At 62.2% G+C, this 23,514-nt stretch carries 17 protein-coding genes; 14 read left to right on the top strand and 3 right to left on the bottom strand.

The annotated features are described in order from the left end of the window. The first annotated feature begins 4 nt into the window (after positions 1 to 4). From CHB96_RS29465 to cydB, 9 genes are all read left to right on the top strand, one after another. Positions 5 to 376: a hypothetical protein gene (locus CHB96_RS29465; protein WP_141136539.1), complete on the top strand. Its 372-nt coding sequence runs from the start codon at positions 5 to 7 to the stop codon at positions 374 to 376. Positions 377 to 459: 83 nt separating this feature from the next. After that, positions 460 to 2,049: an AMP-binding protein gene (locus tag CHB96_RS23030; protein ID WP_089250656.1), complete on the top strand. Its 1,590-nt coding sequence runs from the start codon at positions 460 to 462 to the stop codon at positions 2,047 to 2,049. A 207-nt stretch (positions 2,050 to 2,256) separates the two neighbouring features. Then, a complete protein-coding gene (gene mdo / locus CHB96_RS23025; RefSeq protein WP_089250654.1) occupies positions 2,257 to 3,549 on the top strand; it encodes an NDMA-dependent methanol dehydrogenase in 1,293 nt (430 codons plus the stop codon). A gap of 77 nt (positions 3,550 to 3,626) precedes the next feature. Next, positions 3,627 to 4,844 (top strand): AAA family ATPase, encoded by a 1,218-nt coding sequence (locus CHB96_RS23020; protein WP_245866065.1) that lies wholly within the window; start codon positions 3,627 to 3,629, stop codon positions 4,842 to 4,844. A 6-nt stretch (positions 4,845 to 4,850) separates the two neighbouring features. Beyond that, the gene (locus CHB96_RS23015; protein ID WP_089250650.1) at positions 4,851 to 6,377 is read left to right on the top strand and encodes a VWA domain-containing protein; all 1,527 of its coding nucleotides are present in this window, start codon (positions 4,851 to 4,853) and stop codon (positions 6,375 to 6,377) included. Then, on the top strand, positions 6,374 to 7,465 hold the full coding sequence (gene nicT / locus CHB96_RS23010; RefSeq protein ID WP_089250648.1) for a Nickel transporter NicT: 1,092 nt from the start codon (positions 6,374 to 6,376) through the stop codon (positions 7,463 to 7,465). Before CHB96_RS23015 ends, nicT begins: the two co-directional genes overlap by 4 nt. 80 nt (positions 7,466 to 7,545) lie before the next feature. Continuing rightward, a complete protein-coding gene (locus tag CHB96_RS23005) occupies positions 7,546 to 9,021 on the top strand; it encodes a carboxylesterase/lipase family protein (protein ID WP_089250646.1) in 1,476 nt (491 codons plus the stop codon). Positions 9,022 to 9,171: 150 nt separating this feature from the next. Next, positions 9,172 to 10,644 carry a cytochrome ubiquinol oxidase subunit I gene (locus CHB96_RS23000; RefSeq protein WP_089250740.1) on the top strand — a complete coding sequence of 491 codons (1,473 nt, stop codon included), beginning with the start codon at positions 9,172 to 9,174 and terminating at the stop codon, positions 10,642 to 10,644. 3 nt (positions 10,645 to 10,647) lie between these two features. After that, on the top strand, positions 10,648 to 11,685 hold the full coding sequence (gene cydB / locus CHB96_RS22995; RefSeq protein WP_089250644.1) for a cytochrome d ubiquinol oxidase subunit II: 1,038 nt from the start codon (positions 10,648 to 10,650) through the stop codon (positions 11,683 to 11,685). A gap of 4 nt (positions 11,686 to 11,689) precedes the next feature. Here the strand turns inward: cydB and CHB96_RS22990 are convergent, their stop codons facing one another. Then, positions 11,690 to 12,127, bottom strand: coding sequence for a helix-turn-helix domain-containing protein (locus tag CHB96_RS22990; RefSeq protein WP_342746279.1), 438 nt, complete (start codon positions 12,125 to 12,127; stop codon positions 11,690 to 11,692). Here CHB96_RS22990 and CHB96_RS22985 point away from each other — a divergent pair. The 4 genes from CHB96_RS22985 (at position 12,120) to CHB96_RS22970 (ending at position 19,396) form a co-directional block, all read left to right on the top strand. Next, entirely contained in the window at positions 12,120 to 15,602 is a 3,483-nt protein-coding gene (locus CHB96_RS22985; RefSeq protein WP_089250640.1) for a helicase-related protein, read from the top strand. The two genes, CHB96_RS22990 and CHB96_RS22985, sit on opposite strands and share 8 nt — an antisense overlap. 49 nt (positions 15,603 to 15,651) lie before the next feature. Beyond that, positions 15,652 to 15,858 (top strand): hypothetical protein, encoded by a 207-nt coding sequence (locus tag CHB96_RS22980; RefSeq protein ID WP_089250638.1) that lies wholly within the window; start codon positions 15,652 to 15,654, stop codon positions 15,856 to 15,858. A 31-nt stretch (positions 15,859 to 15,889) separates the two neighbouring features. Continuing rightward, a complete protein-coding gene (locus CHB96_RS22975) occupies positions 15,890 to 16,531 on the top strand; it encodes a nucleotidyl transferase AbiEii/AbiGii toxin family protein (RefSeq protein WP_141136538.1) in 642 nt (213 codons plus the stop codon). 93 nt (positions 16,532 to 16,624) lie between these two features. Next, positions 16,625 to 19,396 carry a DUF1156 domain-containing protein gene (locus CHB96_RS22970; protein WP_089250634.1) on the top strand — a complete coding sequence of 924 codons (2,772 nt, stop codon included), beginning with the start codon at positions 16,625 to 16,627 and terminating at the stop codon, positions 19,394 to 19,396. Here CHB96_RS22970 and CHB96_RS22965 read toward each other — a convergent pair. Next, the gene (locus CHB96_RS22965; protein WP_176444451.1) at positions 19,393 to 19,779 is read right to left on the bottom strand and encodes a PIN domain-containing protein; all 387 of its coding nucleotides are present in this window, start codon (positions 19,777 to 19,779) and stop codon (positions 19,393 to 19,395) included. The genes CHB96_RS22970 and CHB96_RS22965 overlap by 4 nt on opposite strands. After that, on the bottom strand, positions 19,776 to 20,021 hold the full coding sequence (locus CHB96_RS29810; RefSeq protein ID WP_176444450.1) for an AbrB/MazE/SpoVT family DNA-binding domain-containing protein: 246 nt from the start codon (positions 20,019 to 20,021) through the stop codon (positions 19,776 to 19,778). The genes CHB96_RS22965 and CHB96_RS29810 overlap by 4 nt, the downstream gene beginning before the upstream one ends. 121 nt (positions 20,022 to 20,142) lie before the next feature. Between CHB96_RS29810 and CHB96_RS22960 the strand changes: the two genes are divergently transcribed. Further along, entirely contained in the window at positions 20,143 to 23,511 is a 3,369-nt protein-coding gene (locus CHB96_RS22960; RefSeq protein WP_089250630.1) for a DUF499 family protein, read from the top strand. The last annotated feature ends 3 nt before the right edge of the window (positions 23,512 to 23,514 follow it).

The raw sequence follows: 23,514 nt of genomic DNA, 5'->3' as shown, positions 1-23,514 counted from the left end.
AGTCGTGAGCCCCACTCTCTGGGGAAGAGCAGGGCTCACGACGATCAGGGGTGTCGATCAGCGTCCGAAACGGAACCAGGCGAACCAGTCCGGAATGTGCGGCGCCCACTGCTGGAACGGCTGCACGACATTGTTGTGGAAATCGTTGAACACTGGTTTCTCCTGTTTGTCGTTGATTGCTGACCAGAACGAAACTAGCTGCGCTGCTGCGGGTTTCAAGGGCTTCGACTGCTTCGTGAGCAACTTCGAAGTGGCCTGCCAGGAAGAGTGCGAAACCTGGCAGCCTGCCAGGAAGCCGATGCAGGCTGAGCTGCACTGCGAGTGGCTGCCACATCGCAGCCTCGTGCGCAATGGGCGACAGGAGATCCGAACCTGACTCACGAGTAGGGGTCATGTCCGTTGTGACGGCTTTCACTGTAGGGTTCTGTCAAGTTGCCGGTGCATGTTCGAAGGAGAGTCATGAGCTTCAAGAGCCCCTTTCCCGATGTCGAGATTCCGAATCTGAGCGTCTACGACTATCTGTTCGGGTCCATTTCGGAGACCGATCTCGAGAAGCCCGCATTGATCGACGGGTCGTCGGGAACCGTCACGACGTATCGGGCTCTCATCGGACAGATCGACGGCATCGCGGGTGCGCTCGCAGCGCGAGGCTTGGAGCTGGGCGACGTCGTCGGGCTGCATTCGCCGAACGTTCCTGCGTTCGCGTCCGTTCTGCACGGCATCCTCCGCGCAGGCGGAACCGCGACGACGATCAACGCGCTGTACACCGCCGAGGACATCGCGAAGCAGCTCACGGGCTCGGGCGCGAAATTTCTGTTCACCGTCTCCCCGCTCTACCCGCAGGCGAAGGCCGCAGCGGAGAAGGTCGGCATTCCCGACGACCACGTCATCGTGCTCGACGGCGCGGAGGGCCACCCCAACCTGCGTGACCTGCTCGCTCAGGGAGCGCCTGCACCCGACGTGTCGTTCGATCCGGCCACGCAGATCGCGGTGTTGCCGTATTCGTCCGGCACGACGGGCGTCCCGAAGGGCGTCATCCTGACGCACCGCAACCTCGTCGCCAATGTCGCGCAGATGGAGCCGCGCGTCGGCATCGACACGAACGACGCGATCCTGGCGCTGCTGCCGTTCTTCCACATCTACGGCCTGACCGTGCTGCTCAACATCGCGCTCAAGCTGCGGGCCCACCTCGTGACGATGCCGAAGTTCGACCTCGTCGAGTTCCTGCGGTTGATCCAGGAACACAAGCTCACGTACCTGTTCATCGCCCCGCCCGTCGCGGTCGCGCTCGCGAAGCACCCGCTGATCGACCAGTACGACCTCTCCAGCGTCCACACCATCTTCTCCGGCGCGGCGCCGCTCGACGAGGAGCTCGGCAAGGCCGTCGCCAAGCGCTTGGACACACGCGTGCGTCAGGGATACGGCATGAGCGAGCTCAGCCCGGTCAGTCACGCGATCCCGTTCGACCGCGACGACATGCCGCTCAGCTCGGTGGGTCTGCCGCTTGCGAACACCGTCAACAAGATCGTCGACCCGGAGAGCGGCGAGGAGATCGACCTGCCCTCCGACGGTCTGTCCAAGCCGGGCGAGCTGTGGGTGCACGGCCCGAACGTCATGGCCGGCTACCTGAACAACCCGACCGCGACCGCCGACACCCTCGACGCCGACGGTTACCTGCACACCGGCGACATCGCCGTCGTGGACTCCGAAGGTGTCGTCTACATCGTCGACCGCCTCAAGGAGCTCATCAAGTACAAGGGCTACCAGGTGCCCCCGGCCGAGCTCGAGGCGCTGTTGCTTACGCACCCCGAGATCGCCGACGCGGCCGTCATCGGCGTTCTCGACGACGAGGGCGAGGAGGTGCCCAAGGCGTTCGTCGTTCTTCAGGCGAACGCGACGGTCGACGAAGCCGCCGTCATCGCCTTCGTCGCCGAGCGGGTGTCGCCGCACAAGAAGGTGCGCAAGGTGGAGTTCATCGACGTCGTTCCCAAGTCGGCCGCAGGCAAGCTTCTGCGTAAGGACCTGCGCGCCGCGGAGGCTGCGAAGTAGAAGGTAAAGGGCTCGACGACGGCCACCTACCCGATCGGGTAGGTGGCCGTCCTGTCTTGTAGGCGCCTTCTCGAGACATACGGAACAGTCTCGCGACAAAGTGACTGACACCACCCCGTGTACGGATTTAGCGTTTGTTTCAGCACCGTGGCTCGACTGCGTTGCGCGATACCAACAGACGTTCCGTTTCGCGGAGAGGATGCTTCCATGCAGGTCGACGACCTACTCAAGCCGTTCCCCATCAAGGAGTTCCACCCGTTCCCTCGCGCCATGATGGGCCCGGGAGCACACGAGATGATCGGACCCGAGGCTCTCAAGCTCGGATTCAAGAAGACGCTCGTGATGACGTCGGGCCTTCGCGGCACCGACATCGTGCACAACATCGTCGAGTCCATGCGCTACCACGGGCTCGAGGTCGTCGTCTACGACAAGGTCGAGTCCAATCCCAAGGACTACAACGTCATGGACGCCGTGGCGATGTACACCGAGAACAAGTGCGACAGCTTCGTCTCCATCGGTGGAGGTTCCGCGCACGACGCGTGTAAGGGTGCTCGTATCTCGGTCGCGCACGACGGCCGCAGCGTCAACGAGTTCGAGGGCTTCAACAAGAGCGAGAACCCGAAGAACCCGCCGCACATCGCCGTATCCACCACGGCCGGAACGGGTTCCGAGACATCGTGGGCGTACGTGATCACCGATACGACGACCGATCCCGACAACCCGCACAAGTACGTCGCATTCGACGACGCATCCGTGACGTCGCTGGCGATCGACGACCCGGTTCTGTATTACAGCTGCCCGACCGACTACACCGCGCAGTGCGGCTTCGACGTTCTCGCACACGCCAGCGAGCCGTACGTATCGCGTCTGAACTTCGAACCGTCGAAGGGCAACGCGCTGCACGCCATCAAGATGACCGTCGAAAACCTCCGTGCCGCAACGTGGAACGGTGAGGACCTGCCCGGTCGCGAAGGAATGATGTACGCGCAGTACATCGCCGCTCAGGCCTTCAACTCCGGTGGACTCGGCATCATCCACTCGATCAGCCACGCGGTCAGTGCCTTCTACGACACGCACCACGGGCTGAACAACGCCATCGCGCTGCCGCGGGTGTGGGCGTTCAACATGACGGCCGACTACCGCAAGTTCGCCGACATCGCCGTCGCCATGGGCATTGACACCCACGGCATGTCCGATCAGCGTGCATCCCACGCCGCACTCGAAGCTGCGATCCAGCTGCTGCGCGACGTGGGCATCCCGGAGAAGTTCGCCGACGTCGACCAGAACAGCTACAGCAAGAACCGTCTGGGTCAGGGACCGACGAAGTACTACGAGAACTCGCCGAAGATCATCGGCGACGACAAGGACGTCGATCGCATCACTCACCACGTTCTCGGTGACGCCTGCACCCCCGGCAACCTGAAGGAATGCACGTTCGAAACGGTTCGCCCCGTCGTCGAGCACTCCGTCAACGGAGACCTCGACGACCTGATCGGCTGATCTTTTCGAACCTCACGCTCCCGCCCGCGACCCCTCGGCGGGCGGGAGCGTTCACCCTTTCGTGGAAGGAACGCCTCGTGTCAGTCCCGACGCCCATCAACGCCTCTGCTGGGCCAGATTTCGAATCAGTGGAAGACGTCGTCAGCCGTTTCGCCGACGCCGGATACATCGCCGACGAACGCCTCGCGACGACAGTGTATCTGCAGTCCAGACTGGACAAGCCTGTCCTGCTGGAGGGGCCGGCGGGCGTCGGAAAGACCGAGCTGGCAAAGACTCTCGCAGAAGTGACCGGGCGGAGGTTGTTGCGCCTGCAGTGCTACGAGGGCCAGGACGAGACGAAGGCGTTGTACGAGTGGGACTACGGCAAACAGCTGCTGTACACCCAGGTGCTGAAGGAGAAGATCGGGCAGCTCGTGGCCGACACCGAGACGCTCGGCGAGGCCGTCGACCGGATCGCATCGCAGGACAGTGTGTTCTTCTCCGAGCGGTTCCTCGCGCCCCGGCCGCTGCTCGAGGCGATCCGGTCCGAAGAGCCCGTCGTGCTGCTGATCGACGAGGTCGACCGCGCTGACGAGGCACTCGAAGCAGTGTTGCTGGAATTGCTTGCGGAGAACCAGATCTCGGTTCCCGAGCTCGGCACGTTCACCGCGACCGTTGCCCCGTACGTGATTCTGACGTCGAACAACACCCGCGACCTGTCGGCGGCGCTCAAGCGTCGGTGTCTGCACAGCTTCCTTGACTACCCGACGGCCGAGCGTGAGCTCGAGATCGTCAATTCCAAGGACACCGGTCTGTCCGAGGCACTCGCAGGCCAGCTCGTCGAGGTGGTGCGTGGCCTCCGCGATCTCGAACTGCGTAAGTCACCCAGCATCTCCGAAACCGTGGACTGGGCAAAGACTCTCGCTGTTCTCGGAGCCAGTGAATTGACGGCGAAGCTGCTGAACGACACGGTGTCCGTCGTCGTCAAGTACGACAAGGACGTGCGCAAGGCCATCGGCGCGATTCCTCGTCTCGTCGACCCCAACGCCGTCATCGACGAAGATCACGGGCATGGACACGGCCACGGACATGGGCACGGGCATGGCCACGAAGAGCCCTTGTCCGTTGTGGAAGAGGACGATTCGGGCCCCGACGGCCGTGCGATCCGCGCGGCCAAGGATCAACCCGGTCGGCACGGAAACTACTACGCCGGGTCGACGGCGTCGACACCGTCGCCGGTGAAGGACGTGCCCAAGACGCAGGGCAGCCGCTCGTTCGCAAACGGTTTCGGTAACAAGAAGAACCGAAAGGCCTGAGTCACAGTGGAGCAGAGCCTGCACCGATTCGTGCGGTTGCTACGGCTGCGCGGCATGAGGATCTCGGTACCCGAGATGCTCGACGCCATGGAGGCCGCCGCGCAGCCGGGATTGCTCGCCGATCGTCGACTTCTTCGTGAAGCACTGCGGGTCTCGCTGGTCAAGGATCGTGACGCCGATCCCGTCTTCGAAGAAGTCTTCGACCTGTTCTTCGCGCTCGTGAAGGTACAGAAGGACGACGGCGAGCGTGGACACGGGCACGGCCACGACGACCTGTCCGACGAAGGCCTGCTCGAATCCTTCACTCTCAGTGAAGAACCCGGAAACCTTCCCGAGCAGGGCCACGAACACGGAGCGCCCTCGGACATCCGGGAGTTCTTCGATCCGGACGACCTCGCAACGCAGTACAACCTGCATCAGGAAGCAAACAAGATCGACCTCGCCGCGATGACCGACGAGATCGTCTTCAGCAAGGACTCGACGAACAACCTCGGTCAGGGCGAACGCATCCAGATCGAGACCGACCACCTGAAGGGTGCAGGCGTACCAGGAAAGATCTCGACGTCCACCGGCACGAAGGTCGACGCCGATCTGTCCGTCGCCGAAGAGGAAGCGTTGTTCGGATGGCTCGACGACCTACCCGACGACGTGCAGGGCGACGTGCTCGACGAGGCAACCGCACTGCGCGAACGTCTCGCGGGAGTGTTCGCCAATCTACCTGCTGCTTTGAAGCACCACCTGGAATCGCTTCTGGCGCTGGAGAACACCGTCGTCGAGGGGCGCGAGGACCGTGTCGCGAAGGTCGATCACGTCGGTGAACACGAGCGGGCGGAGCTCGAGGAATCGTTGCGACGCCTGACCCAGAGTCTGCACGGGGCACTGACGCATCGGCGCAAAGCCGGCGCCCGCGGCCGCGTCGACTCGGGCCGGACGATGCGTCGGAACATGCGCTACGACGGCGTGCCGTTCCGGCCGGTGACCGTGCAGCGCAGCGAGGACAAGCCGCGACTGTTGCTGCTGACGGACGTCAGTCTGTCGGTGCGTGCGACGGCCAGGTTCACGCTGCACCTGGTGCACGGTCTGCAGGATCTGGTGAGCCAAGTACGCACGTTCGCCTTCGTGTCGGATCTGGTGGAGATCACCGATCTGTTCGCCGATCACAGCGTCGAACATGCGTTGGGGTTGGTGTTCGGCGGTGACGTTCTCGATGTCGACGGCAACTCCGATCACGGACATGCGTTCGGGCAGTTTCTCGAAGAGCACGGCAACGCGGTGAGCCGTCGTACGACGGTGGTGGTTCTGGCGGACGGTCGATCGAACGGTCTCGATCCGAACGTCGAAGCCTTCGCCGAGATCACGAGGCGCGCACGGGAAACGATCTGGCTGACGCCCGAACCCCGATACTCGTGGGGTCTGGGATCCTGTGACCTCCCGCTGTACGCCGAACATTGCCAACGGGTACGCGTCGTACGCGACCTGACCGGCCTGACCAGCACCGCCGACGCACTGGCAACCGAACAGGTGGGACGATGACGACGCTCGACCGACCCGGGGCGGCGTCGGACCGCCGCAGTCGCTTCACGCGCGACGAAATCCCGCGTCTGGTCGGGATGTTCGTGTTCATCGCGGGCCTGCACGTACTCGGGTGGGGCTTGTTCGCGCACTACAACGCAATTCCACGAATCCACGAATTGACCGGTGCGGACGGCACACTCGTCTATGCAGGTGCCGGAGTGCTCGCCTACACACTCGGAATGCGTCACGCGTTCGATGCCGACCACATCGCGGCGATCGACGACACAACCCGGTTCCTGCTGCAGAAAGGCAAGCGGCCGTTGGCCGTCGGGCTGTTCTTCTCGCTCGGGCATTCGACGGTGGTGTTCGTCTTCGTCGCGGCGATCGCGTTGGTGGCTGCGAAGGCCACCGCGTTCCAGGACGCGTTCTCGGGTGTCGGCGGCATCATCGGGACTCTGGTGTCGGGTGGTTTCCTGTATCTCATTGCGGCACTGAACTTTGCGGTACTCGCCGGCATCGTGCGTGTGTGGCGTCGGGCCAGGGCGGGGGAGTACTCCGAGGAACACCTCGACGACCTCCTCGCCAAGCGTGGGTTGATGAATCGCATCTTTCGTGGACGGTACGACCGGTTCATCAAGGACTCGTGGCAGATGTATCCGCTCGGCCTGCTGTTCGGGCTCGGTTTCGACACCGCCACGCAGGTGGGGTTGCTCGCCGTCGCCGGGACGACCGCGATGGCAGGTGGGCTGCCGCCGATGGCGATCATCGCACTGCCGATCCTGTTCGCCGCAGGCATGACCACGATGGACACCATCGACGGGATCTTCATGTCGAAGGCCTATGCGTGGGCATTCGTCACGCCGATCCGGAAGATCTACTACAACATCACCATGACGTCGCTGTCGATCTTCGTCGCCGTCGTCATCGGATCGGTGCAACTGCTCTCGCTGCTCGGCGACGAACTCGGGCTCACCGGGCAGCCCTGGGACCTCCTGGCGTCGATCGACCTCAACGTGGCCGGTCAGTTCGTCGTCGGCACGTTCTTCGTCGTGTGGATCGGGGCGTTGATCTATTACAAGGTCGCGAGGATCGACGAGCGGGTCTGATGCACCAGTTGTCCGCTGAATCCTGATGGCGGAGGGGCAAGTGGGACATCGGGCCCACAATTTCGGGTAGTAAAGAATCCATGGACGTCACACTCGACATTGCTCAGGGCCGGATTCGCGGACAGCGCGACGGTGCGGTCACCTCGTTCCTCGGAATTCCCTACGCGGAGGCGCCGTTCGGTCCGCTGCGGTTCGCGGCTCCGACGGCGCCGCCCCGGTGGGCCGGTACGCGCGACGCGGTCTCGTTCGGCGCCACCGCACCGAAGATCGGCTACCGACCTCCGACGAGCGACATCCTCGTCGAGCCGGTCGTGCCCGGCGAGGATTGCCTGAACCTGAACGTCTGGACACCCGACGACTCTGCCGAGGGACTGCCGGTGTTCGTGTGGATCCACGGCGGCGCCTTCGTCAACGGCAGCAACTCGGTACCGATCTACGACGGTTCGGCGTTCGCCCGGGACGGCATCGTCGCCGTCGCGATCAATTACCGCCTCGGCGCAGACGGATTCGCTCGGATCGAGGGCGCACCTGCCAATCGCGGCCTGCTCGACCAGGTCGCAGCCCTCGAATGGGTGCGCGACAACATCGCGTCGTTCGGCGGCGACCCTGCCCGGGTGACGGTCGCGGGGGAGTCGGCCGGAGCCATGAGCGTCGGGACGCTGTTGTCGATGCCGCGTGCGGAAGGGCTGTTCCAGCGCGCGATCCTGCAGAGCGGGGCCGGGCATCACGTGATTTCCGAGGCCACCGCTGAGAAGGTTGCCGAGGCGTTGGCGCAGGCCGTCGGGGCTTCTGCGACGGTCGAAGGCCTGGGTTCGGTGCCGGTGGACGCGTTCGTCGACGCCCAGCGTGAGCTCGGAGATCGCATCGCGGCCGAGGCTCCCACCGGGGCGTGGGGTGAACTCGCGCTCAACGTGATGCCGTTCGAGCCCTACATCGACGGCGACGTCGTGCCCGCCCTGCCGTACGCGCGCATCGCCGAAGGAGCAGGTTCGGGCGTCGAGATTCTGATCGGGACGACGAGCGAGGAGTTCGCGTTCTTCCTCGTCCCGGCAGGCGTGACCGGCTTCGTGAACGAGGATCGCGTGCGGCTGGTGCTCGGTGCCTACGGCGTCGACGTCGATGCTGCGATCGACGCGTACCGAGCGCAGCTGCCCGACGCGTCGGCCGGCGACGTGTTGATCGCGGTCATGACGGACTGGTTCTTCCGCATTCCGGCGTTGCGGATCGTGGAGTCGCGGGGCGGGCGGGCGTTCGTGTACGAGTTCACGTGGCGTTCCACGCTGTTCGACGGCAATCTCGGGGCGTGTCACGCACTCGAGATCCCGTTCGTCTTCGACGTGCTCGACAAGCCGGAGACCGCGCGCATCACGGGCCCGAATCCTCCCCAGAAGCTGGCGGACGAGATGCATCGGGCCTGGATCGACTTCGTACGCGACGGATCACCGGGATGGGTTCCGTACGGCAGCGACCGATCGGTGATGACGTTCGGCGAACAGTCGTCGGTGGTGGACGATCCGCGGCCGTCGACGCGCGAGGTGTGGTCGGGAGTGCGCTGACGCGCCCGTGCGCGCAGAGTTGGTCTCTGCACCAACTTTGCACGCACATGCGGCGAAGCCGCACACCGATTTCGTGAACACCGGCCGAGTGGCGGGAGTATGGTCACGGCATTTCTTGTGAATATACGGAGCCAGTGAGCTGGGGTGGCCGTGGACGCATTGGATCTCTCGAGGTGGCAATTCGGGATCACGACTGTCTATCACTTCATCCTGGTGCCGCTGACGATCGGTCTCGCTCCGATGATCGCGGTGATGCAGACCATGTGGGTCATCACCAAGAAGGATCACTGGTACCGACTGACCAAGTTCTTCGGCAAGCTGTTTCTCATCAACTTCGCGCTCGGGGTCGCGACCGGAATCGTGCAGGAATTCCAGTTCGGCATGAACTGGAGCGAGTACTCCCGCTTCGTCGGCGACGTGTTCGGCGCGCCGCTGGCGATGGAGGGGCTCGTCGCGTTCTTCCTCGAATCCACGTTCCTCGGGTTGTGGATATTCGGGTGGGACAGGCTTCCACGTCTGGTGCATCTTGCGACGATCTGGCTGGTCGCGATCGGCGTCAATGCGTCGGGATATTTCATCGTCGTCGCGAATTCGTTCATGCAGCATCCGGTCGGCGCCGAATACAACGCCGAGACCGGCCGTGCGCAGCTGACGTCCATCGGTGATCTGCTGTCCAACAACACAGCGATGGTGGCGTACCCCCACGTCATCGCCGGTGCATTCCTCACGGCCGGAACATTCGTCGCGGGCATCTCGGGCTGGTGGATGGTCCGCAACATGCGCAGAGCATGGACGGTCGACGCGGGCGAAGCGGCCCAGCTGACCGCCGACGCGCGCCAGTTGTTCCGTCCGGCAACACGATTCGCTCTGTTGGTGATGTTCGCGGCGGGTGTCGCAGTGGCGCTCACCGGTGACTCGCAGGGCAAGCTGATGTTCGTGCAGCAACCCATGAAGATGGCGTCGGCAGAGGCGTTGTGCAACACCGAAACCGATCCAGATTTCTCGGTGCTGACGATCGGAACGCACAACAACTGCGAGAGCGTCACGTCGATCATCGAGGTGCCGTACGTGCTGCCGTGGCTCGCCGAAGGGAAGTTCACCGGCGTCACGTTGCAGGGCGTCAACCAGCTGCAGGAGCAGTACGAGCAGGAATTCGGCCCGGGTAACTACACGCCGAATCTGTTCGTGACCTACTGGGCGTTCCGCGCGATGATCGGGTTGGCCGCCGGATCCGCAGCGCTCGCGCTGGCCGGGCTGTGGGTGACGCGTCGGGGTCGGGTGCCGGAGCAGCGGTGGTACTCGTGGCTCGCGTTGATCGCCATTCCGATGCCGTTCCTCGCGAACAGCGCGGGCTGGATCTTCACCGAGATGGGAAGGCAGCCGTGGATGGTTCATCCCAATCCCACTGGTGTGGACATGATTCGGTTGACGGTCGATCAGGGGGTGTCGAATCATTCCGCGGCGACGGTGTGGGTTTCGATCATCACGTTCACACTGCTGTACGGCGCGCTCGGCGTCGTGTGGTTGAAACTCATGGTCCGCTACGTCAGGGAAGGGCCCTTGGATCTGGACAAGAAACCGCCCGATCCTGCTGACGCCGAACAGCTTTCGTTCGAGTACTAGGGGATGACCATGCCGGAGCTGTGGTTCGTCATCGTCGCCGTGCTGTTCGTCGGTTACTTCCTGTTGGAGGGCTTCGACTTCGGCGTCGGAATGCTGATGCCCGTCGTCGGCCGCAGGACCGACATCCCACCCGATGTGCGACGACGCGTCGCGCTCAACACCATCGGCCCGGTGTGGGACGGCAACGAGGTCTGGCTGATCACCGCGGGTGGTGCGCTGTTCGCTGCATTCCCCGACTGGTACGCAACTCTGTTCTCGGGCTTCTATATTCCGCTGCTGATCATCCTGGTGGCGTTGATAATTCGGATCGTCGCGATCGAGTGGCGAGCGAAGATCGACGACGACCGGTGGCGTCAGCGCTGCGACTGGGGAATCGTGTTCGGGTCGTGGGTGCCTGCGATTCTGTGGGGAGTCGCGTTCGCCAACATCGTCCGAGGCGTCGCGATCGACTCCGAGAAGCAGGTGACGTCGAACTTCTTCGATCTGTTGAACCCGTATGCGCTGTTGGGCGGTGTCACAACAGCTTTGGTGTTCGCGCTGCACGGTGCGGTGTTCCTGGCGCTGAAATCCGCCGACGACATCCGCGAGGACGCAGTAGCGATTGCAGCGAAGCTCGCGATCCCCGCGGTTCCGGTGGCGGGAGCCTTCGTCCTGTGGACCCAGATCGCGTACGGGAAAGGGTGGACGTGGGTGCTGGTAGCAGTCGCTGCCGCGGCGCTCGTGTCGGTAGTTCTGCTCACTCGTGCGGAAAAGGAGGGGTGGGCATTCACGTTCACCTCGGTTGCGGTGGTCAGCACCGTGACGTTGTTGTTCGCCTCGCTCTACCCGAACGTCATGCCGTCCACACTGGACCCGTCCTACAGCCTGACCATCGAGAACGCGTCGTCGAGTCCGTACACGTTGACCGTAATGACCTGGGTCGCTGCCTTCATGACTCCCGTCGTCGTGCTGTACCAGGGGTGGACGTACTGGGTGTTCCGGCAGAGAATCTCCAGCTCGGCGATCGGCGGGTCACACGGGTTGACGTGGGCGAAGAAGTGAGGAGTTACTGATCGAGGGCGGATAGTCTGTCCGTCAGCTCCGCTTCGACTCTCGAGTAGGCCGTCCGCGTCGATTGCTCGGGTGAGCGTCGTCTGACCAAGATATTGCCGTCTGGGATCAGGAGTGTCGGTGCGACTTTCAACGCGAGGGCGAGTCGGTAGACCGTCGAAAGTTGCGGATCAGCGATGAACGGGTCCCGATTGCTTGTGTTGCGTTCGAGATTCGAGATCTGATTGCGGTGCATGCCGCACAGGGTCGCGACTTCCTCTTGGGAGAGCCCACGGTGTGTACGGATGAACCGGAGACGATGGCCGAACGAATCACCGTAGGTGCCCCATTCCAAGGGTCCTCGTTCGTTCGTCGGCACGTCCTCCAACCTGTCTGATGCACAACGTATTGTCTGCACAACTAGATGTGCGTCGATGGGGTATGGAATGAACATGCAGGAACTCGTCCCGGGCATTCGATTGCAGGGACGGTGGCCGACGCCCGTCGAGGTTCTTTCGGTGAATCGGCATGGTCAATCGGCCGCATCCGTCGTCGTTCGAGGATCCGACGGCTTCGTGGCCGAAGAGATGATTTTCGCCGACGACCTCGGCACGACGGTCACGGTCGTCGACGATGCAAGCGCGCCTTGGTCCTTGACAGCCGATCCAGTGCTGTTCAAGCTCGCGACCGAAGCACTCCGGATTCGTATGGCGGGCGTGAGCGATCCGATGCTTGCGGTCGCCACCAGCGATATCTCCCCGCTCCCGCATCAGATTCGCGCGGTGTACGGCGAGTTGCTGCCGCGGACGCCGCTACGGTTCCTGCTGGCCGACGACCCCGGTGCGGGAAAGACCGTCATGGCCGGGCTCTACGCGAAGGAACTGATCCTGCGAGGCGATCTGGCGCGCATGCTGATCGTTGCCCCAGGTGGTCTGGTCGACCAGTGGCAGGAAGAGCTCGACAGCAAATTCGGCATCACTACAACACTGCTGACTCGCGAACTCGTCGACGCTGCCGTGGACGGTGATCCGTTCGCAGCCCACCCGTTCCTCGTGGCTCGTATGGATCAGCTTGCACGTGCTGAAGATCTACTCGATCGCCTCGCGCACAGTGAGTGGGACCTGGTCATCGTCGACGAGGCACACCGGATGTCCGCGAATTGGTGGGGCGGTGAACTGCGCAAGACCCGTCGATTCGACCTCGGTCAGCTACTGGGGACCGTGACTCGACATCTACTACTGATGACCGCGACGCCGCACGCTGGCAGCGAGGACAATTTCCAGGCGTTTCTCTCACTTCTCGATCCGGACCGATTCGAAGGGCAGGCGGGCGGGACTGGTAAGACAGCCGATACCACTGGTCTGATGCGCCGGATGGTCAAAGAGGAACTGTTGACGTTCGAGGGGCGTCCGCTGTTTCCCGAGCGCATTGCGGAGACGGTTCCGTACGCCCTCTCTGCCGGTGAGCGAGAACTATACGAGGCCGTCACTCACTACGTCCGCGCGGAGATGAACCGTGCAGACCAACAATCCGACTCGCCCCAGCGTCGAACAGTCGGTTTTGCGCTGACGGTGTTGCAACGCAGGTTGGCCTCGAGCACCCACGCGATTCTGCGTAGCCTCGAGCGGAGGCGAACACGACTCGCGACGAAGCGGGCGGAGATGGCGTCGGGCAAGTTCTCGCAGGCCGAGGAGAGGCTGAGGCTTCCCAGTGTCGATCAGTTCGACGACCCCGACGAGTTCAGCGCCGAAGAGTTCGAGCACATCGAAGAGGAAATCGTCGATGCGGCAACGGCGGCCAGGACGGTGGCCGAGCTGGATGTCGAAATACGGCTGCTCGATGAGTTGGTCGCGCTTGCGAAGCGAGTCCGCGACAGCGGTATCGACCGAAAATGGTCTGAGCTGAGCTCGCTGTTGACGGACAAGTCCCTGCTGCGAGCCGCCGATGGGTCGCCGCGCAAGCTCATCGTGTTCACCGAGCACCGCGACACTCTTGACTACCTCACGCGTCAAATACGCAACGTACTCGGTGACGACGACGCGGTCTTGACTATCCATGGCGGTACCAGGCGGACGGATCGAAAGATCGTCCGAGAGTTGTTCACGCAGGAGCCTTCTCGACAGGTGCTGGTTGCAACCGATGCTGCAGGTGAAGGCCTGAATCTGCAGGCTGCGCATCTGATGATCAACTACGACCTGCCGTGGAATCCGAACCGCCTCGAACAACGCTTCGGGCGTATCCACCGGATCGGCCAGCAGAACGTGTGCCGCTTGTGGAACATCGTCGCCGACGAGACCCGCGAGGGTCAGGTTTTCGTGCGACTGCTCGAGAAGATGGAACAGCAACGAAAAGCGTATGGAGGCAAGCTTTTCGACGTTCTCGGTGACGCTTTCGCCGAGACGCCATTGCGGACGTTGCTGATGGACGCAATCCGTTACGGCGACGATCCCGCGCGTATCGCCGAGATCGAGCGCGTGGTGGACGCGCAAGTCTCCGAAGGATGCGAGGAGCTGGTTCATGACCGCGCGCTCGCGCGCGAGACCTTGAATCCCATCGAGTTGGATCGGCTGCGGCGTGAGATGGACGACGCCATGGCCAGGCGTCTTCAGCCGCACTACATCGAGGCGTTCTTCACCGACGCCTTCGGGCGGCTCGGCGGCCGCTTGTCGAAGCGCGAGCGCGGCCGCTTTCAAATCACCAACGTCCCGTCGGTGCTGCGAAACCGCCAGGTACGACGTGAGCACGCAGGTCGTCCTGTCGTTCGTGCATACGAGCGGGTGACCTTCGAGCCGGGGGAGATCAGTAGCCGCGAGGGTCGACAGGCCGAGTTGCTTGCTCCCGCGCATCCCCTGTTCGACGCGGTGCTCGACGCTACCGTCGAGCGGGCGTCGGGACTTCTCGAGATCGGTACGACGCTGTTCGATCCGATGGATGCCGGCACCGAGCCGTACGTGGTCATGGCGATGACGGGCGAGGTGCTGGATGGCCATCGACGCGTGGTCAGCAAGAGGTTCAGTTTCGTGTCGCTGCATGCCGACGGTTCCGTTGCCGACGCCGGCCCCGCGCCACATCTCGATCTCGCGCCCGTGCCGGAGTCGGCCCAGCGCGCGGTGTCCGACGCGTTGGGCGCTGACTGGATTCGTGCAGGGCTGGCCGACCGCGCGATGGGATGGGCGGCGAGCGTGGCTCAGCCGGGGCACCTGACCGACGTACGTTCTCGGCTGTTGCCGACCGTCGAGAAAACGACGGCCGCGGTGAAGTCGAGGCTGGTCGGCCAGGTCAACTTCCTGGATTCCGAGGCCGCCCGCATTCGTGAGGTGCTCGCGGCGGGTGGTCGAAAGCCGAGGCAGAGTCCTGATCGACTGGAGGCTAGGGCTCGTGAACTGGAGTTGCGGCTGGCGACGCGTCGGACCGACCTGGAGCGCGACGCCATGCTCGCGGCGCGGCCGCCGGTGCTGAGTGCCGTCATGCTTGTCATCCCAGCAGGGATGGTTGGTGGTTCGGTGGCCGACTACGCAAAAGACACGACCGTCACCGACCTGCGCGCGGTCACGGCGACTCTTGCGGCCGAACGTGCACTGGGCCGCGAGCCGGAGGAAATGCCGCACAACAACAAGGGCTACGACATCCGCTCGGTCCCTCCGCTCGACGACCAGGGCGAGCACGGCCCGACCGTGTTGATCGAGGTGAAGGGCCGCATCGAAGGGGCAAGCCACTTCTCGATCAGCTACAACCAGGTGTTGTACGCCCAGAACACGGGGGTCAATCACCGGTTGGCGCTGGTTCGCGTCTCGCAGCGTGGCCAGGAGTTCGACGAAATCCGGTACCTGACCGATTACTTCCGCAACTACAACATGGGTGAGACGGACACCGCGCACATCCAGATCGACTGGGACCGTGCCTGGTCCAGGGCGAAGGCGCCACACTGATCGGCGCGTCGGGCGTAACCTTTGCACGTAACCTTTGCACGGGAGGGCGATGAGCGAGCCGACGGTACGCGTCTCCGACTACCCCCAGCTGCGTGCGATCTCCTGGCACGTCGGTGGTGACGCGGTGGTTTCGGAGCTGTCTGCGCTCCAGTTGTACGAGCGGAACTGGCGGTTCGTCGGTGAGCTCGACGCGCGTGAGCAGGCTTTCATCCAGCATCTCGCCGACGTCTACAGCGGTGGGAAGCTTCTTGTTTGAGCACGAGCACCATCGCGCTATTGGTGCTGTGTTGAGTTATTTGGACTCCGACCTGTTGGCCCACGCGCACTGCTATTTCGGTGGCGGAACCGCAATGGTCATGCGCTTCGGGGAATGGCGGGTCTCGTCGGACATCGATTTCCTGATCTCAGACTGGGGTGCTTACCGCGACCTGCGGCAATTGATCACGTCAGAAGGGATCAGCGCAATCGGTGACGTCACTGCACTGCGCGAGGTTCGCGCGGACAGGTACGGGATCCGCACCTTGATCGAGTCGGAGGCCGGCCCGATCAAGCTCGAAATCATTCACGAGGGTCGAATTTCGCTGGACCTTCCGGGTGATGCCGATCGGGTCGAGGGTGTCGCCACGTTGGGTGTCTTCGACATGGTCGCGACCAAGCTGCTGGCCAACGACGACCGGTGGGCAGACCGGGGCCTCTTCTCCCGCGATCTGATCGACCTCGCGATGCTCCCGTTCGACGAGGTCCAGTGGGCTGAAGGTAAGGCGAAGGCCGTGAGTGCCTACGGCCGGAGCATCGACCGGACATTGGAACTTGCTGTGCGATCTGTCCTGGATGAACCAGGACGGCTCGAAACGTGTGCTGAGAGCATGCAGATGGGTTCGGTGTCCGAGGAGCTCCGTGAGGGCATCGGAGACCTGGTCGGCCGGTAGATTCAGGTCGCTTGGCTGCGACCCCCTGAATTCGCTCATGCACAACATGGTGTGAGATAGGGTCGAGAGTTCTGTTCCGATCGAGAGGCGGCTATGTCCGGCGCTGCACAACATGTTGGTAAGACGAAGCTGATCGAGGTCAGCCTGCCGCTGCAGAAGATCAACGAGGAGTCTGCGCGGGAGAAGTCGATCCGGCACGGGCATCCGTCGACGTTGCATCTGTGGTGGTCGCGGAAGCCGTTGGCGACGGCGCGTGCAGTTCTGTTCGCGCAGCTGGTCGATGACCCAATTTCTCGTCCGGACTTGTATCCGACAGAGGAAGACCAGGCACTCGAGCGTAAGAAGCTGCATGAGCTGATCGAACGCCTCGTGGTTTGGGAGAACTCAAACGATGAAGCGCTTCTCAAGGAGGCTCACCAAAAAATTCTCGAGTCGACCGATGGTAACCCGCCGCCCATCTTGGACCCGTTTGCTGGCGGCGGGTCTATCCCGCTCGAAGCGCAGCGTCTCGGGCTCGAAGCTCACGCTTCAGACCTGAATCCTGTTGCTGTGCTAATTAACAAGGCTCTGATCGAGATTCCGCCGAGGTTCTCCGGACAGTCACCAGTATTTCCTGGTGCAGCGGAGGAGAAGATTCAGGATTGGCCACGCGCGACCGGTCTTGCCGAAGATGTCCGGCGGTACGGGCAGTGGATGCGCGACGAAGCAGAGAAGCGCATCGGACATCTGTATCCGAAGGCAACCTTGTCGGACGGCTCCAAAGCTACTGTCATTGGATGGGTTTGGGCTCGAACCGTTGTCTGCCCGAACCCCGAGTGTCGCATAAAAATGCCCTTGTCTAGCAAGTGGTGGCTCGGTAAGAAAAAGGGTAAAGAAGCGTATCTGGTTCCGGTGGTCGAAGGAAAGTCGGTTCGGTTCCTGATTGGAAGCGATCCTCGGACTGCTCCCAGTGCCCAGAATGACGGCACAGTTGGACGTACCGGCGCAATATGTGTGCGCTGCGCGACTTCTGTGGGATTCGATTACATTCGCGAAGAGAGCCGTGCGGGGCGAATGGGGAGCCAACTAATGGCTACTGTCGCTGAAGGAAATCGCCGTCGAGTCTATCTCGAAGCAACCGATGATCAATTATCTGCTGCCGATCTACCCCGACCCGAAAATGCCCCTATCGGAAAACTTCCGGACCAAGCCTTGGGTTTTAGGGTCAAGGCTTATGGAATGGATGATTATTCTGACCTATTTACGGCGCGGCAGCTTATTGCACTGACGACCTTGAGTGACCTAGTCGCCGAAGTGCGGGCGGTGGTCTTACGGGACGCGCTCGCAGGTGGTTTGCCGGAGAGTGTCAGTCTGGACAAAGGTGGTGCGGGCGCGGATGCGTATGCGGATGCTGTTGCGACTTATTTGGGGCTGGCTGTTAGCAGGTACACAAATTTCCAAAATTCTTTGTGTCAGTGGCGCCCAGACGCTGGTAAGGAGCAGGTAGGTCATCTTTTCGCACGTCAGGCTATTCCCATGGTGTGGGACTATGCGGAGGCGTCAATCCTGAGTAACTCGGCAGGTGGGTGGAGTCCGACTTTGCGATTCCTGCCGAAAGCGCTTGACCACCTCCCTTGCGGTCCGCAGGGCCACGCTAAGCAGGCATCCGCTGATGCATTGAAAATACGCGGCCTCGTGTCGACGGATCCACCATACTATGACAACATCGGGTACTCGGATCTGTCTGACTTTTTCTACGTTTGGCTACGAAACTCGCTACGTCCAATCCACCCGGGCGAATTGACAACCTTGCTAGTTCCAAAGTCTGAAGAGCTTGTCGCAAACGCATTCAGGCATCAGGGTAGAGCTGGCGCGCAAAAATTTTTTGAAGACGGTTTTAAGAAGGTATTTCAGCGCGTGCGAAATGCAGCGGAAGACGATTTTCCGATTACTGTTTACTACGCTTTTAAGCAGCAAGATGCATCAATTGGAGGACAGTCATCGACAGGTTGGGAGACTTTGCTCGAAGGCATGATCGGTACAGGATGGCAGATCACTGCAACCTGGCCAATGCGGTCTGAGCTCGGTAATCGATTGCTGTCACAGGGCACCAACGCCCTCGCGTCTTCCATCGTCCTCGCCTGCCGTCCACGCCCAGAGGGCGCGCCACGGACCGACCGTCGGGGGTTCATTCAGGCCCTAAAAGCTGAACTCCCACAAAAACTTCACGAACTCCAGCAAGGCGCAATCGCTCCCGTTGACGTCCCGCAAGCAGTCATCGGACCAGGCATGGCGGTGTTCTCTCGCTTCAGTGCAGTTCTCGAGGACGACGGCTCCAAGATGACTGTTCGCACTGCGCTGCAACGCATCAACGCGATACTCGACGAGGTGCTCACCGAACTCGAGAACGACTTCGACAAGGAGACGCGCTTCGCTCTTACGTGGTTCCGTCAAACAGGTTTCGACACGGGTCGATTCGGCGATGCAGAAAGTGTCGCGAACGCTCGCGGCGTCAACTTGGACGCCTTGCAGCGAGCAGGCATTCTCACCACCGGTGGCGGCAAGGTCGCGCTGATTGCACCGTCGAACATGCCTGCTGATTACGACCCGTCGACGGACACGTCCATCAGTCAGTGGGAGGTCGTGATGCACCTGACTCGGGTGTTGGCGGACGGGGGAGTGCCGGCAGCGGCGACCTTGCTCGGCCGTGTTCCCGGAAGCGTGGACTGGGACCTGTGCAAGGAACTCGCGAGCCTCCTCTTCAAGCTGGCCGAGGACAAGAAGAAGACCAAGCTCGCGGTCGACTTCAACAACCTCGGTGCAGCGTGGAACGACATCGCACGGCAGGCGCCCGAATCGTCCTATCAGCCAACACTTCTCGGCTAACGGATCAATTCGACCTGAATGGGAAGGTCGAGGTCTGCCCACGCGCGGTCGGCTGTCAACACTACTGACGGCCGGCTGCGGGCAGCCAGCGCGATTGCACAACGATCTCCCAGCGACAGAGACTTTCCGCCGTCGACGGAACGGAGAGCGGCGACCACGGCGGCATCCTGTGCATCGAGGGGGACGATCTCGACTCCTGCGGCCCCGAGCGTGCTCGTCACGGCCGCGACATCGCCGACCACATCGACGACCTTGCCTAGTACCTCGGCAAGGTTGGCGGCGGACATGCTGGTGCCACCGGCGAGCATCGCTCGGACGACCACGTCTGCGCCGGGTTCGTCGTTGAGCACAGCCAGCACTGCTGAGGCGTCGAGGACGGTCACCTCTCGGTTCGTGTCTCGTCGATCCGCTCCGCCAGCAATTCCTCGACCAGTGATCGTCCGCGGCTGAGCTCCGACAACATTCCCTTCAATGTGTGCGTCGCGTCGGACGGCCGTTCGATGACCAGCTTGGACCCGACGCGCTGAACCGACAGAACCTCGCCTTCGCTGAGTCCCAACTCGGAACGCAAACCAGCAGGCACGACGAATCTTCCTTGCTTGCCCATGACCACGGTGGCACTCATGTGACCAGGATGCCACTTGGGCGGAATCTATGCCACATACGCGTCGGATGAGTTCATGTCACCTTCCCTGGCTACAGTCGTGATTACACAATGTGTTGTGCAGAACGAAGGGGTGCGGATTATGGCAGTGAACAATGTCGAGCGCGTACACAAGACCTTGGGGCTCTTGGGGCCGGCGCTCAACACGTTCATCGCGAATACGCTTGCTCCGGACCTCGGCGACAAGTCATGGATCGAGCTCCTCCGCGCGAAGGATGCGACGAAGGGCGCTTCGCCGGACAAGGCTTATAACGCCGACGATGTGCAGAACGGTCTGCGCATGCTCACCGACAACATCCCGAATGCCATCAAGAAGGGGTGGTATCCCTTCGACGCCAAGCTCTCTCGCGTCCAAAAGAGCTACGCCGAGGAGCTGAAAGACGTCCGCAACCGGGCGCAACATTTCGAACCCTTCACCAACGACGAGGCGCAACGAGCGCTCGACACTGCGGAACTGTTCCTCAAGGCCATCGGTGCCCCCGCAGAAGCCGAGCAGGTACGCAAGATTCGGCTCGATCTCCGCAGGGTTGCGTCGGACCGCGAAGACACCCGGGCGGCACGCACGCTTGGAACCGCTGATGTCCGGGCTGACAACCTGCCGCCGTGGCGCGAAGTCATCAGCCCGCACCCCGACGTCGCCAGCGACAACTTCAACGCGGCTGAGTTCGCAGCCGATCTCCACACCGTCGCGGAGGGCGGTGAGGCCGGGGAGTACTCGGACGCCGTTCAGTTCTTCGAACGCACCTACCTGACGGAAGGTCTGCGAGACCTCATCCAGCGCAACGTAGCCCGTTTGTCCGGCGACATGAACGCCTCACCCGTCGTCAACCTGCAGACCAACTTCGGCGGCGGCAAGACCCACTCGATGCTGGCGCTGTGGCACCTCGCGTCGGGGTTGAAGAGCGGGAACTTTCCCGACGACGTTGCGGCTTTGGCGCGACCACTGGACACGCTGCCCAGTGGCGTTCGGCGCGTTGCCCTCGTCGGCAATCAGATGGAACCCGCAACCGAGGACACGCGAGACGGGCGACCGAATATTCGCACGATGTGGGGCGAGCTTGCTTGGCAACTCGGTGGGCAGGATGCGTACGACGTCATCGCAGAATCCGATCGCGCATCGACGAATCCAGGGGCGTCGCTACGGGAGCTTTTCGACCTGTATTCGCCTGCAGTAATTCTCATCGACGAATGGGTCGCCTACGCGCGTCAGCTCATCACCCCGCAAGAACTTCCGTCCGGCAGCTTCGACACTCAGTTCACGTTTGCGCAGACGCTGACCGAGGCCGCAAAAGCGGTCAAGGGTATTCAGGTCGTCATCTCCATTCCTGCGTCGTACGACAACCGCGTCGACAGCGACGAGATCAACGACGAGGAGGTCGGCGGTGAGAACGGGCGCGAGGCACTTGCACGTCTTAAGTCCATCGTCGGCCGCACGGCCGACCACTGGCTCCCGGCCAACCCGCAGGAAAGCTTCGAGATCGTTCGACGTCGAATCTTCGTCGCACCAGACGGCGATACCCTCGCGAAGATCAGCTCGATCTCGAAAGCTCTGGTCGAGTACTACCGTAAGTACCACTCCGAGTTTCCCAGCCAGACAACTGATCTGGACTACGTGGACCGGATCAAGCAGTGCTACCCCATTCACCCCGAGCTGTTCGACCGTCTGTACGAGGACTGGTCGACGATGAATCGCTTTCAGCGCACACGTGGTGTCCTTCGCATGATGAACCGGATCGTGGGGACCCTATGGCGTAGCGAAGACGCTGCGCCGTTCATCATGCCCGGGCTCATTCCACTGGAAACGGATTCGGTGATCACCGAGATCACCCAGTATCTCGACGACGGATGGCGGCCCATCCTGACCAGTGACGTCGCCGGCGAGAACTCGGCGCCCCGTAACATAGATCAACAGAACGAGCATCTCGGACGACGCAGGGTGGCACGGCGTCTGGCCAAGACCATCTTCATGGACGCGACGCCGACCCTGCACACAGCACACAAGGGCATCGACAAGCAACGCATCTTCCTGGGGACTGCTATGCCCGGTGACGTACCGGGCAACTTCCATTCCGCCCTCGATCATCTCGCCAACAATTCGACGTACCTCTATACCGACGCCGGCCGCTATTGGTATGACACGCAGGCGAATACGACGCGTGCAGCTCGCGATCACGCCGACAACCTACCGAAGGCCGACGTCTGGGCCGAGATAGAACGACGGCTCGAGATCGCGCGACGGTCGACGCAGGACAAGAGCTTCGTTGGTATCCACGTATGCCCGTCGTCGACTGGTGACGTGCCCGACGAGCCTGCTACTCGACTCGTCATCGTCCCGCCGGAGTTCACTCACACAGCGCGCAGTACGTCCAGCACGGCACTCGAGTGGGCTCGAAACTGCTTGGAACACAGAGGTACTGCGAATCGCGGTTACAAGAACTCGCTGATCTTTCTGGCTGTGGATTTCAACCGAGCAAAGGAACTGGATGAGGCCGTCAGGCAGTTCTTGGCCTGGCAGTACGTCAAAGACAATGCGGATGGTCTCGGTCTCGGTGGGCAGCAGACGCGCCAGGCGCAGGATCGTGTGACGAAGGCCAACACTGTCGTGGACGGTCGACTTCTGGACACGTTCACGTGGGCTATAGCAGCGAGTCAGCCGAGTGGACCGTCGTATGTCTTGGAGACGTTCAACGCAGGTGGAACCACCACCGACCTCGTCGCTCGGACTGTGACGCGAATGGTGGAGAAGAGTCAATTGTCGATGACCCGATCATCGAGCCTGATATCGATGGATCTGACCAGTGAGAACTTGGCGCCGAGCTGGGCACCTGGGCACATCTCGGTCGGTGCTCTGTACGCGCTATATGCCACCTACCCGTACTTGGCGCGACTCAAGAACCGCGATGCTTTGGTCGACGGTCTGCTGTCGGTCTACAACGACACCACCTGGCAGCTCAGTGGATTCGGTTTCGCAGCGGGCTTCGACGAAGCAACAGGTGAGTACCTCGACATTCACTTACCCAGCGACGTAGCTACGCCGCAGCTGTCCGACGACGCTTTGGTGGTGAAGCCGGATCTCGCACAGGCTCAGCGTGACCGCGACATTCAGAAGGTCACAGGCGAAGCAGGCGAAAAGCCGGGCGAAGACGGGCCGGGTGATGGCCCGGGCGGCACCGGAACAGGCGGAGGCAAAGGTGGCGGCAAACCGGAGGCCGTCAGGATGACTCGGTACTTCGGGTCCGCCACGCTCGACGGCAACTTCCCGGCACGAGACTTCTCGACGATTCAGCAAGAAATTCTGGCAAATCTGTCGGGGTTGTCGGGTACAAATGTCGATGTGCGAATCGAGATCAGCGCCTCCAACTCGAACGGTTTCGACGACTCCTTGATCCGAACAGTGCGGGAGAATGCGAGCACCCTGGGTTTCGACCAGTCCGAATTCGACATCAGCTAAGCG

This window comes from Rhodococcoides kyotonense, from assembly GCF_900188125.1.
Taxonomy (GTDB): Bacteria; Actinomycetota; Actinomycetes; order Mycobacteriales; family Mycobacteriaceae; genus Rhodococcoides; species Rhodococcoides kyotonense.
This window is presented reverse-complemented; position numbering and strand designations above follow the sequence as displayed.